Annotated in this window: 12 protein-coding genes; 10 read left to right on the forward strand and 2 right to left on the reverse strand. The window is 73.2% G+C overall.

Translation table 11 applies throughout. From position 1 onward, the window contains the following. Window positions 1-5 precede the first annotated feature (5 nt). Window positions 6-2,513, forward strand: coding sequence for a phenylalanine--tRNA ligase subunit beta (pheT, locus tag AC3X7Z_RS18645; protein ID WP_489976852.1), 2,508 nt, complete (start codon window positions 6-8; stop codon window positions 2,511-2,513). A gap of 66 nt (window positions 2,514-2,579) precedes the next feature. On the opposite strand, the gene AC3X7Z_RS18650 is transcribed toward pheT, so the two are convergent. Both AC3X7Z_RS18650 and AC3X7Z_RS18655 read right to left on the reverse strand, forming a co-directional pair. Beyond that, window positions 2,580-3,992, reverse strand: coding sequence for a hypothetical protein (locus AC3X7Z_RS18650; RefSeq protein ID WP_489976853.1), 1,413 nt, complete (start codon window positions 3,990-3,992; stop codon window positions 2,580-2,582). Between the two features lie 79 nt (window positions 3,993-4,071). Then, window positions 4,072-4,875, reverse strand: coding sequence for a maleylpyruvate isomerase family mycothiol-dependent enzyme (locus AC3X7Z_RS18655; protein WP_489976854.1), 804 nt, complete (start codon window positions 4,873-4,875; stop codon window positions 4,072-4,074). Window positions 4,876-4,972: 97 nt separating this feature from the next. Between AC3X7Z_RS18655 and argC the strand changes: the two genes are divergently transcribed. From argC to AC3X7Z_RS18700, 9 genes are read left to right on the forward strand one after another with little or no spacing between them, the layout of a single operon-like run. Continuing rightward, window positions 4,973-6,001 carry an N-acetyl-gamma-glutamyl-phosphate reductase gene (gene argC / locus AC3X7Z_RS18660; protein WP_489976855.1) on the forward strand — a complete coding sequence of 343 codons (1,029 nt, stop codon included), beginning with the start codon at window positions 4,973-4,975 and terminating at the stop codon, window positions 5,999-6,001. Then, a complete protein-coding gene (gene argJ / locus AC3X7Z_RS18665; protein WP_489976856.1) occupies window positions 5,998-7,149 on the forward strand; it encodes a bifunctional glutamate N-acetyltransferase/amino-acid acetyltransferase ArgJ in 1,152 nt (383 codons plus the stop codon). Before argC ends, argJ begins: the two co-directional genes overlap by 4 nt. Then, window positions 7,146-8,099, forward strand: a complete 954-nt coding sequence (argB, locus tag AC3X7Z_RS18670) for an acetylglutamate kinase (RefSeq protein ID WP_186342695.1) — start codon at window positions 7,146-7,148, stop codon at window positions 8,097-8,099. Before argJ ends, argB begins: the two co-directional genes overlap by 4 nt. Further along, a complete protein-coding gene (locus tag AC3X7Z_RS18675) occupies window positions 8,096-9,289 on the forward strand; it encodes an acetylornithine transaminase (RefSeq protein WP_489976857.1) in 1,194 nt (397 codons plus the stop codon). The genes argB and AC3X7Z_RS18675 overlap by 4 nt, the downstream gene beginning before the upstream one ends. Continuing rightward, window positions 9,286-10,212 carry an ornithine carbamoyltransferase gene (gene argF, locus AC3X7Z_RS18680; protein WP_186342697.1) on the forward strand — a complete coding sequence of 309 codons (927 nt, stop codon included), beginning with the start codon at window positions 9,286-9,288 and terminating at the stop codon, window positions 10,210-10,212. Before AC3X7Z_RS18675 ends, argF begins: the two co-directional genes overlap by 4 nt. Next, window positions 10,209-10,790, forward strand: a complete 582-nt coding sequence (locus tag AC3X7Z_RS18685) for an arginine repressor (RefSeq protein ID WP_186342698.1) — start codon at window positions 10,209-10,211, stop codon at window positions 10,788-10,790. Before argF ends, AC3X7Z_RS18685 begins: the two co-directional genes overlap by 4 nt. Next, window positions 10,787-12,217 (forward strand): argininosuccinate synthase, encoded by a 1,431-nt coding sequence (gene argG / locus AC3X7Z_RS18690; RefSeq protein ID WP_489976858.1) that lies wholly within the window; start codon window positions 10,787-10,789, stop codon window positions 12,215-12,217. The genes AC3X7Z_RS18685 and argG overlap by 4 nt, the downstream gene beginning before the upstream one ends. After that, window positions 12,217-13,668 carry an argininosuccinate lyase gene (argH, locus tag AC3X7Z_RS18695; protein ID WP_489976859.1) on the forward strand — a complete coding sequence of 484 codons (1,452 nt, stop codon included), beginning with the start codon at window positions 12,217-12,219 and terminating at the stop codon, window positions 13,666-13,668. The genes argG and argH overlap by 1 nt, the downstream gene beginning before the upstream one ends. Continuing rightward, window positions 13,652-14,218, forward strand: coding sequence for a DNA-3-methyladenine glycosylase (locus tag AC3X7Z_RS18700; RefSeq protein WP_489976860.1), 567 nt, complete (start codon window positions 13,652-13,654; stop codon window positions 14,216-14,218). Before argH ends, AC3X7Z_RS18700 begins: the two co-directional genes overlap by 17 nt. Window positions 14,219-14,523 lie beyond the last annotated feature (305 nt).

Below are 14,523 nucleotides of genomic sequence, written 5' to 3' on the forward strand. Positions count from 1 at the left end.
GCGAGATGAAGACACCCCTGTCCTGGATCCTGGAGCACGTCGACGTTCCCGCGGGCACCACCACCGAGGAGATCACCGACCGGCTCACGCTGACCGGCCTCAAGCTCGAGGCGATCGTCAGCCCCGGGCGCGAGATCACGGGCCCGCTGGTCATCGGTCGCGTGCTCACGATGGAGCCCGAGCCGCAGAAGAACGGCAAGACCATCAACTGGTGCACCGTCGACGTCGGCCCCGAGTTGAATGCGGCCCACGGCACCGGCGAGCAGTCCGACGGGGTGGGCATCGTCTGCGGCGCCCACAACTTCAAGCCCGGCGACCTCGTCGTCACGGTGCTGCCCGGCGGCGTGCTGCCCGGCGGCTTCGAGATCGGCGCCCGCAAGACCTACGGCCACCTGTCCGCGGGGATGATCTGCTCGGCCCGCGAGCTCGGGCTCGGCGAGGACCACGACGGCATCATCGTGCTGCCCGAGGACGCCGGTGCCCCCGGCGACGACGTCCGTCCCGTGCTCGGCCTCGACGAGGAGGTCATCGAGTTCGAGATCAACCCCGACCGGGCCTACGCCCTGTCGCTGCGCGGCATCGCGCGGGAGGTGCTGGTGTCCGTGGACGGCGCCGGCAACTTCCGTGACCCCGCGGTCCGCGACACCCCTGCCGCCAACGACCAGGGCCACCCCGTCGTCGTGGAGGACGCCGAGGGCTGCCCGGTCTTCGTCGCCCGCCGCGTCGACGGCTTCGACCCCACCGCGCCGACGCCCGACTTCATGGCGCAGCGCATCACCGCGGCCGGCATGCGGCCCATCTCGCTGGCCGTCGACGTCACCAACTACGTCATGCTCGAGACCGGCCGGCCGATCCACGGCTACGACGCCGACCGGGTGCAGGGCGCGCTCGTCGTACGCCGTGCCCGCGAGGGCGAGCGGCTGACCACCCTCGACGGCACGTCCCGCGAGCTCGACCGCGGCGACCTCGTGGTCACCGACGACTCGGGCATCATCGGCCTCGGCGGCGTCATGGGCGGCGAGACGACCGAGATGTCGAGCACCACCACGTCGGTGCTCGTCGAGGCGGCCCACTGGGACGCGGTGTCGATGTTCCGCACCGGCCGCCGGCACCGGATCACCTCCGAGGCGGGCAAGCGCAACGAGCGCGGCGTCGACCCGACGATCTGCGAGGCCGCGGCCGACCGTGTCGTCGAGCTGCTCGTCGAGCACGGTGGCGGCACCGCGCACCCCGGCGTCACCGTCGTCGGCACCCCGCCGGCGATGCCGGTCGTCGACGTGCCGGGCGACCTGGCCGCCCGCGTGTCCGGGATGGACATCAGCGAGGAGCGCGCCGTCGAGTGCCTGCGCGCCGTCGGCTGCGAGGTCGAGGGCAACGGCACGCTGGCGGTGACGCCGCCGCCGTGGCGCCCCGACCTCACCGACGCGCAGGACTTCTCCGAGGAGGTCATCCGCCTCGTCGGCTACGACAAGGTGCCGTCGGTGCTGCCGACCCCGTCGTCGGGCCGGGGGCTGACCCGCGCCCAGCAACTGCGCCGGAGGATCGGACGCACGCTCGCCGGCGAGGGCTACGTGGAGGTGGTGAGCTTCCCGTTCGTGGGCGAGGCCGACCTCGACGCGCTGGGCCTGCCCGACGACGACCCGCGCCGCGACCTGCTGCGGCTGTCCAACCCGCTCAGCTCCGAGGCCGCGTGGATGACCTCGACCCTGCTCCCGGGCGTGCTGCGCGCCGCGGGCCGCAACGTCGGGCACGGCACGAGCGACCTCGCGCTCTTCGAGACCGCCACCGTCACCCTCCCGCGCCACGCCGGACCCGCCGCGATCCTGCCGGTGGACCGGCGTCCGAGTGCCGAGGAGCTCGCCGCGCTCGATGCCGCGCTGCCGGCCCAGCCGCTGCACCTCGCGGTCGTCGCCAGCGGCGACGCCGTCTCGGGCGGCTGGTGGGGCCCGGCGCGGCCGGTGTCGTGGTCCGACGCCGTCGAGGCGGTGCGCGCCGTCGCGGCGGCGCTCGGCCTCGAGGTGACCGCGACCGCGGCGGAGGTCGCCCCGTGGCACCCCGGTCGCTGCGCCGAGCTGTCCGTGGCGGGCGAGGTCGTCGGCCACGCGGGTGAGCTGCACCCGAAGGTCTGCCAGGCGTTCGGGCTGCCCAAGCGCACGGTCGCCGCGGAGGTCGACCTCGACGTGCTCATCGCACGCTCGGTCCACCTGCGGCAGGCGCCGGTCTTCTCGTCCTACCCGGTCGCCAAGGAGGACGTGGCGCTCGTCGTCGACGCCTCCGTCCCGGCCGCCGACGTCGAGGCGGCCCTGCGCGAGGGAGCGGGCGAGCTGCTCGAGTCGCTCCGGCTCTTCGACGTCTACACCGGCGACCAGGTGGGCGAGGGAAGGAAGTCGCTGGCCTACGCGCTGCGCTTCCGGGCTCCCGACCGCACGCTCAAGGAGGGCGAGGCGGCCGCCGCGCGCGACGCCGCGGTGGCGCACGCCACCGAGCGGACGGGCGCCGTCCAGCGCACCTGATCCGCGCTCGTCGACACGCACAGTGGGCCTTGAGTCTCCAGGAGACTCAAGGCCCAGTGCGCACGATCAGCGGCTCTCGCAGGTACGCCGTACCTCGGCCGAGCAGCGGTCCCGACCCTGCTGCCCGAACGCCTTGTCCCGGCCCGGACCGCCGATGATCTCGTCGCCGCGCCCACCGCCGAAGAGCCTGTCGTTCCCGGGGCCGCCGAGCAGCCGGTCGCGTGCCTGCGACCCGACGAGACGGTCCGTGCCGGGCCCGCCCGCCAGGACGACGGGGTGCTCGCCTCGCAGGGTGCCCGAGGCGGTGGCGTTGAGGACGTCGTCGCCCCCGCGACCGCGGACGCGGATCCGCTGGCTCGCCATGACCTTGACCTTCTCGTCGGCGGCGCTGCCCACCACCCTCACGTCACCACCCTTGAGCAGGAGGTCCTCGAAGTCGTCGAAGCCGAAGGAGTGCCGCACGGCCCCGTCACCCACCGGGACGCACGAGAAGGTGCCGCCGACCCGGACGGTGGCGATCGAGCAGGCGTTGCCGGAGTAGCTGTCGCGACCGGGACCGCCCGTCACCCTCCCGCTTCCCATCGAGTGGAGCGCGAGGTGGTCGTCTCCTCCGCCCATCGAGATCACGCGTCGTCCGCCGGTCGTCCGGGACGCGAGCACCAACGTCTCGGCGGCGTCGGTGCCGGTGAAGCTCTGGTCCCTCGTGTGGACCCCGACCTCGTAGTGGGCGATCGACCCCGCCCAGCGCAGCACGGTCCGGCCGTCGACGACCGCGGCGCGGGCGGGGCCCGAGACCGTCGTCGAGGCGCCCTGCCAGCCGGGGTGCAGCGACAGGGTGTTGTCGCCCGGACCGAGGTCGAGGGTGCCGGCGCCTCCCTGCTCCCCGGCCCACTCGACGCTGTCGTCACCGGTGCCGGTGAGCACCGTGTCGTTGTTCGTCGCACCGGGCGTCGTGGTGCCGGAGTGGACGACGTCGTCTCCGCCGCGGGTGTCGATCACGTCGACCTCCACGTCGAGCGAGCCCTCGACGCTTCCCGTCTCCCGGACGCCGGCGTAGACGGTCTCGTGGAACGGGGACGCCTGCGGGTTCGACGGGATGACGGCGTCGAGTCCGACGTAGGAGTCGGCGCCCGTGCCGAGGACGATGGTGTACCAGACGTCCTCGGCGTCGGTGCTCTCGTTGACGACGGTGTCGTCGCCCGCGCCCGCATCCACGGTCACGTTGCGCATCCCACCCTCGGGAGCGGCGACGATGCAGATCGTGTCGTTGCCTCCGAGCCCCTGCGCTGTCACGCCCGGCTGCGGGACGACCACCATGACGTCGTCGCCCTCCGTCCCGGTGCTCCCCACGACCGTTGCCGGCCTGCCCTGGCAGGTGATCGTCGGCGCACCGTGCGCCGGGGCGCCGGTCGTGACCGGCGCGACGCCGACGAGGGCGGTGGTGAGGGCCGCGACGGCGGTCTTGAGTGCTCTTCGCATGGAGGGGTCTTTCCGTGGTGTCTGATGAGGGCGACGAGGAAGACGCAGCCGACTCCCGATTGGTTGTGGCCGGGCGCGTTCAGTTGATCGGCGACGCCACGATGGTGCTGAACCGCTCGAGCACGCCGCGGTCGCCGGCGGTCGAGAGCTCCTCGCTCCCGCCGCGGTTCCACAGCCACAGGTCGAGCGGTGCGGCCGGACCGTCGACGACCAGGTCCGGCTCGACCTCGGCGTCCTCGGGGGCGGGCACGACGTGGAAGTCCTCCTCGTCGGCGTAGGACGTCCCGCTGTCGGGGTCGGTCCCCGCGAAGGTCCCGAACCGCAGCCAGAACGAGTCGCCGGTGTCGGTCACGTCCACCCGCACCAGTCCCTCGCCGGGCTCCCACGATCCCCATGTCGGCATCCCGCCGTACATCACGTCGAGGCACTCGTGGACGCCGTCGGCGGCGAGCACCGGGTCGAGCTCGCTCGCCACGCCGGCCGCCTGCTCGGCGTCGACGCGGTGCACCAGCGCCTCGTGCGCCTGGCGGCGCAGGATGAAGCCGACCGTGTGGTCGCTCGACCAGTTCCAGGCCTCCTCCGACGGGTCCGCGGCCGCCAGCGCGTCCGCCAGGTCGCGTGACCACTCGTCGAAGACCTCGAGCAGGTCGTCGTACGACTCGGGGCGGGGCGGGTCGACCTCCTCGGGCCGCGCGGGGCGGGCGCGCACCACCTCGGCCCACCGGTGCTGGACCGTGGCCAGGTGCCACAGCAGGTCGGCGGCGTCCCAGTCGGGGCAGGCCGGCACCCGTGCCGACGGCTCGCGCGTGGCGAGCACCTCGCGGAAGCGGGCGGACTCCGAGCGGAGGTGGTCGAGGTAGGTCTCTGGCGCCAGACGGGTCATCCCCGTCACGCTAGGGGAAGCGGCCGGGGCGGCGCTCACGGTTTCCGGTTCGGACCCCCAGCAACGCATCATGCAACGCCATGTATAGTCATGCAGCATGACCGCATCAGTCGCCGTGGCCGGAGCCAGCGGGTACGCCGGGGGAGAGGTGCTCCGCCTGCTCCTCGGCCACCCCGACGTCGAGGTCGGCGCGCTCACCGCCGGCTCCAACGCCGGTGAGCGCCTCGGTGCCCTTCAGCCCCACCTGCTCCCGCTGGCCGACCGGGTCCTGGCCGACACCACGGTCGACGTCCTCGCCGGGCACGACGTGGTCTTCCTGGCCCTCCCGCACGGCCGCTCCGCGGTGATCGCGCAGGCGCTGGGCGACGACACCGTGGTGATCGACTGTGGGGCCGACTTCCGGCTGACCGACCCGGGGGAGTGGGAGGCGTTCTACGGCGGCGAGCACGCCGGGGCGTGGCCCTACGGCCTGCCCGAGCTGCCCGGCCAGCGCGAGCTGCTGCGCGGCGCGCGCCGGATCGCCGTCCCCGGCTGCTACCCGACGGTCTCGACGCTCGCGGTCGTGCCCGCCCTGGCCGCCGGCCTGGTCGCCCCCGACGTGACCGTGGTGGCCGCGTCCGGCACCAGTGGCGCCGGCAAGGCCGCCAAGGCGCACCTGCTCGGAAGCGAGGTGATGGGCAACGCCAGCGCCTACGGCGTCGGCGGCACCCACCGGCACACCCCCGAGATCGTCCAGAACCTCAGCGCCGTCCACGGCGCCCCGGTGGCGGTCGGCTTCACGCCGCTGCTCGTGCCGATGTCGCGCGGCATCCTCGCCACCGTCCAGGCGCCGCTGCTCGACGGCGTGACGCCGCAGCAGGTCCGCGACGCCTACGCCGGCGCCTACGATCCCGAGCCGTTCGTCCACCTGCTGCCCGAGGGGCAGTGGCCCCAGACGAAGTCCGTGGTCGGCTCCAACGCGGTGCAGGTGCAGGTCGCCGTCGACGAGCGCGTACGACGACTCGTGGCGGTGGCCGTGGTCGACAACCTCGCCAAGGGCACCGCCGGCGCCGCCGTCCAGTGCATGAACCTCGCCCTGGGCCTCGACGAGGCCACCGGGCTCACCACGATCGGACTCGCTCCATGACCGTCACCCACCCCGCCGGCTTCACCGCCGCCGGCGTCGCCGCCGGACTCAAGTCCACCGGCGCGAAGGACCTCGCCCTCGTCGTCAACGAGGGCCCCACCCACGACTCCGCCACCGTCTTCACCGCCAACCGCTGCAAGGCCAACCCCGTGCTCTGGAGCCAGCAGGTCGTCAAGGACGGCGTCGTGCGTGCGGTCGTGCTCAACTCCGGCGGCGCCAACTGCTACACCGGGCCCGAGGGCTTCCAGACCACCCACGCGGTGGCGGAGAAGGTCGCCGACGGCCTGGGCATCGGCGCGATCGACGTCGTCGTCTGCTCGACCGGCCTCATCGGCCTCGCCAACGACCGCGACGACCTCCTCGCCGGGGTCGAGGCGGCGACCGCCGCGCTCTCGGCCGACGGCGGGGCGCAGGCCGCGGAGGCGATCATGACCACCGACTCGGTCAGCAAGAACACCGTCGTCGAGGGCGCGGGATGGTCCATCGGCGGCATGGCCAAGGGCGCCGGCATGCTGGCGCCACAGCTCGCCACGATGCTCGTCGTCCTCACGACCGACGCCGTGGTGCCCGCCGCCGACCTCGACACCGCCCTGCGCGCGGCCACCCGGGTCAGCTTCGACCGGCTCGACTCCGACGGCTGCATGTCGACCAACGACACCGTGACCGTGATGGCCAGCGGCGCCAGCGGCATCACGCCGACCCTCGAGGACTTCACCGCCGCGCTCACCCAGGCCTGCACCGACCTGGCCATGCAGCTGCTCAAGGACGCCGAGGGCGCCGACCACGAGATCGCCATCACCACCCTCCACGCCGCCTCCGAGGAGGAGGCGGTCGAGGTCAGCCGCAGCGTCGCGCGCAGCAACCTCTTCAAGGCCGCGGTCTTCGGCAAGGATCCCAACTGGGGCCGCGTGCTGGCCTCGGTCGGCACCACGCAGGCGCGCTTCGACCCGGCCGACCTCGACGTGGCGATGAACGGCGTGTGGGTCTGCCGCGAGTCCACCCCGGCCGAGGACCCGGCGGGGGTCGACCTGTCCGGCCGCGAGGTCAGCGTCACCATCGACCTCAAGTCGGGCGACGCCCGCGCCACCGTCTGGACCAACGACCTCACCCACGCCTACGTCCACGAGAACAGCGCCTACAGCTCATGAGCGACGCACCGACGACCGAGACCGTCCAGAGCCCCCGCCGGCCCGACCCGGCGAAGGCCCGTACCCTCGCCGCGGCGCTGCCGTGGCTCAAGCGCTACCACGGGCGCACGATCGTGGTGAAGTACGGCGGCAACGCGATGACCGACGAGTCGCTCAAGGTCGCCTTCGCCGAGGACATCGCCTTCCTCCGCTTCGCCGGCTTCAAGCCGGTCGTCGTGCACGGCGGCGGCCCGCAGATCTCCCGCATGCTCGACCGCCTCGGCATCGAGTCGGAGTTCCGCGGCGGGCTGCGGGTCACCACCCCCGAGGCGATGGACGTCGTCCGGATGGTGCTCGTCGGCCAGGTGCAGCGCGAGCTCGTCGGGCTCATCAACCAGCACGGCGCCCTGGCGGTCGGCCTCTCCGGCGAGGACGCCGGGCTGTTCCGGGCCGAGCCCGCCAGCACCATCGTCGACGGCGAGGAGGTCGACCTCGGACTCGTCGGCGAGGTGGCAGAGGTGCGGCCCGAGGCGGTGCTCGACCTCATCGAGGCGGGCCGCGTCCCGGTCGTCAGCTCGGTCGCGCCCGACGTCGAGGGCCGCGTCCACAACGTCAACGCCGACACCGCCGCCGCGGCGCTCGCGGTGGCCCTGGGCGCGGAGAAGCTGCTCGTGCTGACCGACGTCGAGGGCCTCTACCGCGACTACGGCAACTCCGACGACCTGATCCAGGAGATCGGCCCGGAGGCGCTGGGCGAGCTCCTGCCGACGCTCGACGCCGGCATGGTCCCCAAGATGCGCGCCTGCTACGAGGCGGTCACCGGGGGAGTGCCACGCGCGACGGTCGTCGACGGTCGCGAGCCGCACGCCGTGCTGCTCGAGATCTTCACCGACGAGGGCGTCGGCACCCAGGTGCTGCCCGGCGCCGCCACCCGGATGCGCAAGCCCTACCCCACCGAGGAGCAGACGTGAGCGACATCCAGGAGCGCTACGCCGGCGCCGTGATGAACACGTTCGGCCCGCCCGTCCTCGCGCTGGTGCGGGGTGAGGGCGCCCACGTGTGGGACGCCGACGGCAGGGAGTACGTCGACCTGCTCGGCGGCATCGCGGTCAACGCCCTCGGCCATGCACACCCGGCGCTGGTCGAGGCGGTCACCGGCCAGCTGCAGACGCTGGGCCACGTGAGCAACTTCTTCGCCACCGAGCCGCAGGTCGCGCTCGCCGAGCGGCTCGTGGCCCTGCTCGGCTGGGACGACTCGGCGCGGGTCTTCCTCAGCAACTCCGGCGCCGAGGCCAACGAGGCGGCGCTCAAGCTCACCCGCCGCACCGGCCGCACCAGGCTCGTCGCGGCCGAGGGGTCCTTCCACGGCCGCACGATGGGCGCGCTCTCGCTCACCTCCAAGGCCGCCTACCGCGAGCCCTTCGAGCCCCTTCCCGGCGACGTCACCTTCGTCCCGTACGACGACGTGGTCGCGCTCGAGGCCGCCGTCGACGGGACCGTCGCGGCCGTCGTCCTCGAGCCGATCCAGGGGGAGGCCGGCGTCGTCGTGCCGTCCCCCGGCTACCTCGCCGCCGCGCAGCGCATCGCCCACGACCACGGCGCGCTGCTCTGGCTGGACGAGGTGCAGACCGGCATCGCGCGCGCCGGCGCGTGGTTCGCCCACCAGCTGCTCGACGGCGTGGAGCCCGACGTGGTGACCCTCGCCAAGGGCCTCGGCGGCGGCATCCCGATCGGCGCCACCGTCGCCCGCGGGACGGCCGCCACGCTGCTCCAGCCCGGCAACCACGGCACCACCTTCGGCGGCAACCCGGTCGCGTCCGCCGCCGCGCTGGCGGTGCTCGCCACGGTCGAGGACGACGGACTGCTCGACGCCGCCGTGGCCCGCGGCGCCCAGCTCGAGGCGCTGCTGCGGGGCCAGCAGGGCGTCGTGGACGTCACCGGTGCCGGGCTGATGCGCGGCGCCGAGCTCGACGGGCCCTACGCCACCCAGGCGGTCACCGCCGCCCGCGAGGCCGGCTTCATCCTCAACGCCACCGGACCGACCCGTCTGCGCTTCGTCCCGCCGCTCGTGATCGGCGCCGCCGACCTCGACGCGCTGGAGGCGGCGCTCCCCGCCGTCCTCGACACCGCCCGCCGCGCCGCCCAGGAGGCCACGCCATGACCCGTCACCTCCTCCGCGACGACGACCTCTCGCCGTCGGAGCTCGTCGAGGTCCTCGACCTCGCCGATCGGATGAAGGCCGCACCCTTCGACCACAAGCCGCTGGCCGGCCCGCGCACCGTCGCGCTCGTCTTCGACCGTCCCACCCTGCGCACGCAGGTCTCCTTCGCCGCCGGCATCGCCGAGCTCGGCGGCAACCCGATGACCGTCGACGGCGGCCTGGCCGCGATGGGATCGCGCGAGGGCGTCGAGGACGTCGCCCGCATCCTGGGGCGCCAGGCCGCCGCGATCGTGTGGCGCACCGCCCACCAGGGCGACGTGGTGACGATGGCGGCCTACTCCGGCGTCCCCGTCCTCAACGCCCTCACCGACGAGTTCCACCCCTGCCAGCTCCTCGCGGACCTCCAGACCGTGCGGGAGCAGAAGGGCCGGCTGTCCGGGCTCCGCGTCGCGTTCGTCGGCGACGGCGCCTGCAACATGGGCAACTCGTGGGTGCTCGCCGGCGCGTCCGCGGGCATGGACGTCGTCGTCGGCGCCCCCGAGGGCTTCACCCCCGACGCCCACGTGGTCGCCAAGGCGCGCGACATCGCCCAGGACACCGGCGGATCGGTCGAGCTCACCGCCGATCCGGTCGAGGCGGTCTCCGGCGTCGACGTCGTCGTCACCGACTCGTGGGTCAGCATGGGCCGGGAGGAGGAGGCCCAGGAGCGGCTGCGGGTCTTCCCGCCCTACGGCGTCACCGACGACCTGCTCTCCCACGCGGCCGCCGACGCCATCGTCATGCACTGCCTGCCCGCCTACCGGGGCAAGGAGATCTCCGAGGAGGTCATCGAGGGGCCGCAGTCGGTGGTCTGGGACGAGGCGGAGAACCGCCGCCATGCCCAGAAGGCGGTGCTCGCCTGGCTGCTCGAGCGTTCGTCATGACCGCCACGACGCCGCTGACCAAGGGCGCCCGCCACCAGCGGATCATCGACATCGTCACCACCCACCCGGTGCGCTCCCAGACCGAGCTGGCCGACCTGCTGGCCGACCACGGCGTACGCGTCACTCAAGCGACGCTGAGCCGCGACCTCGTCGAGCTCGACGCGGTCAAGGTGCGCAGCCCCGACGGCGCCCTCGTCTACGCCGTGCCGGGGGAGGGCGGCGACCGCAGCGCCTCCGCGCCGCGGGCCAGCGCCGCCGGCCGGGACCGGCTGGCCCGGCTCTGCGCCGAGCTGCTGGTCAGCGCCGAGGCCAGTGCCAACCTCGTCGTGCTGCGCACGCCCCCCGGGGCCGCCCAGTTCCTCGCCAGCGCGTTCGACAAGGCGGAGCTGGGTGACATCCTCGGCACCATCGCCGGTGACGACACCCTGCTGGTCATCGGTCGCGACCCCGCCGGCGGTGACGCGCTGGTGCAGCGCTTCCTCGACCTGGCCAACGACCCCCGGCACGGCCACGGCGGCACCACCCCGGCACCCACCCCCGCTTCCCCCAGCCCCACCACTGCAAAGGACATCTCGTGAGCAAGGTCCTCACCTCCCTCCCCGTCGGCGAGCGCGTCGGCATCGCCTTCTCCGGCGGCCTCGACACCTCGGTGGCCGTCGCCTGGATGCGCGAGAAGGGCGCGGTCCCGTGCACCTACACCGCCGACATCGGCCAGTACGACGAGCCCGACATCTCCGGGGTGCCCTCGCGCGCCCTGCAGTACGGCGCCGAGCTGGCCCGCGCGGTCGACTGCAAGACCCAGCTCGTCGAGGAGGGGCTCGCCGCGCTCGCGTGCGGCGCGTTCCACATCCGCTCGGGCGGACGCGTCTACTTCAACACCACACCGCTCGGCCGCGCGGTCACCGGCACCATGCTCGTGCGTGCCATGCACGAGGACGGCGTGAACATCTGGGGCGACGGCTCGACGTTCAAGGGCAACGACATCGAGCGGTTCTACCGCTACGGCCTGCTCGCCAACCCCGACCTCCGCATCTACAAGCCGTGGCTCGACGCCGACTTCGTGAGCGAGCTGGGTGGGCGCCACGAGATGAGCGCCTGGCTCACCGAGCACGGCCTGCCCTACCGCGACAGCCAGGAGAAGGCCTACTCCACCGACGCCAACATCTGGGGCGCCACCCACGAGGCCAAGACGCTGGAGCACCTCGACGTCTCGCTCGAGACGGTCGACCCGATCATGGGCGTGCGGTTCTGGGACCCCGCGGTCGCCATCGACACCGAGGACGTCACCATCCGCTTCGAGCAGGGCCGCCCGGTCGCCGTCAACGGCCTGCGCCACGACGACCCGGTGGCGCTCGTGCACGAGGCCAACGTGATCGGCGGCCGGCACGGCCTGGGCATGTCCGACCAGATCGAGAACCGCATCATCGAGGCCAAGTCGCGCGGCATCTACGAGGCGCCCGGCATGGCGCTGCTGTTCATCGCCTACGAGCGACTGGTCAACGCGATCCACAACGAGGACACCGTCGCGCAGTACCACAACGAGGGCCGCAAGCTCGGCCGCCTGCTCTACGAGGGCCGGTGGCTCGACCCGCAGGCGCTGATGATCCGCGAGTCGATCCAGCGCTGGATCGCCTCCCTGGTCACCGGCGAGGTCACCCTGCGGCTGCGCCGCGGCGAGGACTACTCGATCCTGCGCACCGACGGCCCGGCGTTCTCCTACCACCCCGACAAGCTGTCGATGGAGCGCACCGACAACGCCGCCTTCGGTCCCACCGACCGCATCGGCCAGCTCACCATGCGCAACCTCGACATCGCCGACTCGCGCGCCAAGCTCGAGCAGTACGCCGCTCAGCCGCTCGACCAGGGCCAGGTGCTGGTCGAGAACGGCACCCTCTACGGTGCCATCGAGGCCGGCGGCTACGACAAGATCACCGACAACCCGGCCGCCACGGCGGACGACGAGTCCGCCCTCGACAACGCAGCGATGGAGTTCGGGACCGACTGATGCCACAGACACCGACGAGCGGCGGCACCACCAACGAGGGCTCGCTGTGGGGCGGCCGCTTCTCGAGCGGCCCGTCCCCCGAGCTGCAGGAGCTGTCGCGGTCGACGCAGTTCGACTGGCAGCTGACGCCCTACGACCTCGCCGGGTCGCGCGCCCACGCCAACGCCCTGCACCGGGCCGGGCTGCTCACCGACGCCGACCACGCCGAGCTGCTGCGCGGGCTGGCGGTGCTGGGGGAGCGCTACGCCGCGGGGGAGCTGGCGCCCGCGTCGAGCGACGAGGACGTCCACGGCGCGCTCGAGCGGCTGCTGCTCGAGGAGGTCGGCCCGGAGGTGGGTGGGCGGCTGCGTGCCGGGCGCTCGCGCAACGACCAGGTCGCGACGCTGTTCCGGGTCTACCTGCGCGACCACGCCCGCACCATCTCCGCGCTCGTCCTCGACCTGGTCGACGTGCTCGCCGAGCAGGCCGCGGCGCACCTCGACCCCGACGGGTCGAGCACCGTGATGCCGGGGCGTACCCACCTCCAGCACGCGCAGCCGGTGCTCCTCTCGCACCACCTCCTCGCGCACGCCTGGCCGCTGGTGCGCGACGTCGAGCGGCTGCGCGACTGGGACGCGCGGGTCGCCGCCGACTCGCCCTACGGCTCCGGGGCGCTCGCCGGCCAGACGCTCGGGCTCGACCCGGAGGCCGTGGCCGCCGAGCTCGGGTTCTCCGGCTCGTCGGCCAACTCCCTCGACGGCACCGCGGCCCGCGACTTCGCCGCCGAGTTCGCGTTCGTCACCGCCCAGGTCGGCGTCGACCTCTCCCGCCTCGCCGAGGACGTCATCCTCTGGACCACCCGCGAGTTCGGCTTCGCGACGCTGCACGACTCGTGGTCGACGGGGTCGAGCATCATGCCGCAGAAGAAGAACCCCGACATCGCCGAGCTCGCCCGCGGCAAGGCCGGCCGGCTGGTCGGCAACCTGGCCGGGCTGTTGGCCACGCTCAAGGGGTTGCCGCTCGCCTACAACCGCGACCTGCAGGAGGACAAGGAGCCGGTCTTCGACTCGGTCCTGACCCTCGAGGTGCTGCTGCCGGCGGTGACCGGCATGGTCGCCACCTTGACGTTCGACGCCGCGCGGATGGCGGAGCTCGCGCCCCAGGGGTTCTCGCTCGCCACCGACGTCGCGGAGTGGCTGGTGCGCGAGGGCGTCCCGTTCCGCGACGCCCACGAGATCGCCGGCGCGTGCGTACGCCGCTGCGAGGAGCTCGGCTGCGACCTGCCCGACCTCAGTGACGAGCAGCTGGCCGGCATCTCCCCGTTCCTGACCCCGGCGGTGCGGTCCGTGCTCACCGTCGAAGGCTCGGTCGCCTCGCGCGCCGGTCGAGGCGGCACCGCGCCGGTGCGCGTTCAGGAGCAGCTCGACGAGCTCCGCGTCGCGAGCACCGGTCACCGTGCCCGCCTGGGCTGAGGGCGACCCGATCGAGGTCGCACCCCGGGTGCTCGGCGCCGTGATCACCCACGGCGGGGTGTCGGTGCGGCTCACCGAGGTGGAGGCCTACGCCGGCCCGCTCGACCCCGGGTCCCACGCCCACCGGGGCCGGACCGCGCGCAACGCGGTGATGTTCGGCCCGCCCGGGCGCCTCTACGTCTACTTCGTCTACGGCATGCACCACTGCGCCAACCTGGTGACCGGACCCGACGGCGACCCCGGCGCCGTCCTGCTCCGCGCCGGTGAGGTGGTCGCCGGCCACGACCTCGCCCGACAGCGGCGCCCCGGCAGCAGCGACCGCGACCTCGCGAGGGGGCCGGCGCGTCTGTGCCGCGTGCTCGACCTCGACCTGTCGCACAACGGCGATCCCGTCGACCTGGTCCCGGGGGAGCGGGTAGCCGACATCAGCAGGGGTCCGCGGGTCGGGCTCCGGCACGCAGCCGAGCGTCCGTGGCGCTTCTGGATCACCGGCGATCCGACCGTCAGCACCTACCGGCCCGCCGCCCCGCGGCGTCGTACAGGCCGCTGACCTGCGGTGATGCGTAGAGGGCACCCCCGGTTTTGCATGCTCGGCGAGGACGGTCTAATGTTTCACCTGTCGCCGCAAGCGGCGCCGCTTCCTGGCCAGAAGGCCAGATGAGGCGGAGACCAGCTGCGACCACCGAAGCACGAAGCTCACGAGTTTGACGGTGAGCCGAGAGCCCGGTAAGTTTGTGCAGGTTGCCCCGCGACCAGACCGGCCCAGCCGGCGCGGAACGGGTGCGTCTGATACTTGAGAACTCAACAGTGTGTTTGATTAGTCGACGAATTAGTTTGTTTTGCCCCGTTGACGTC

The sequence above is a fragment of the Nocardioides sp. Z24_21 genome, assembly GCF_058134345.1.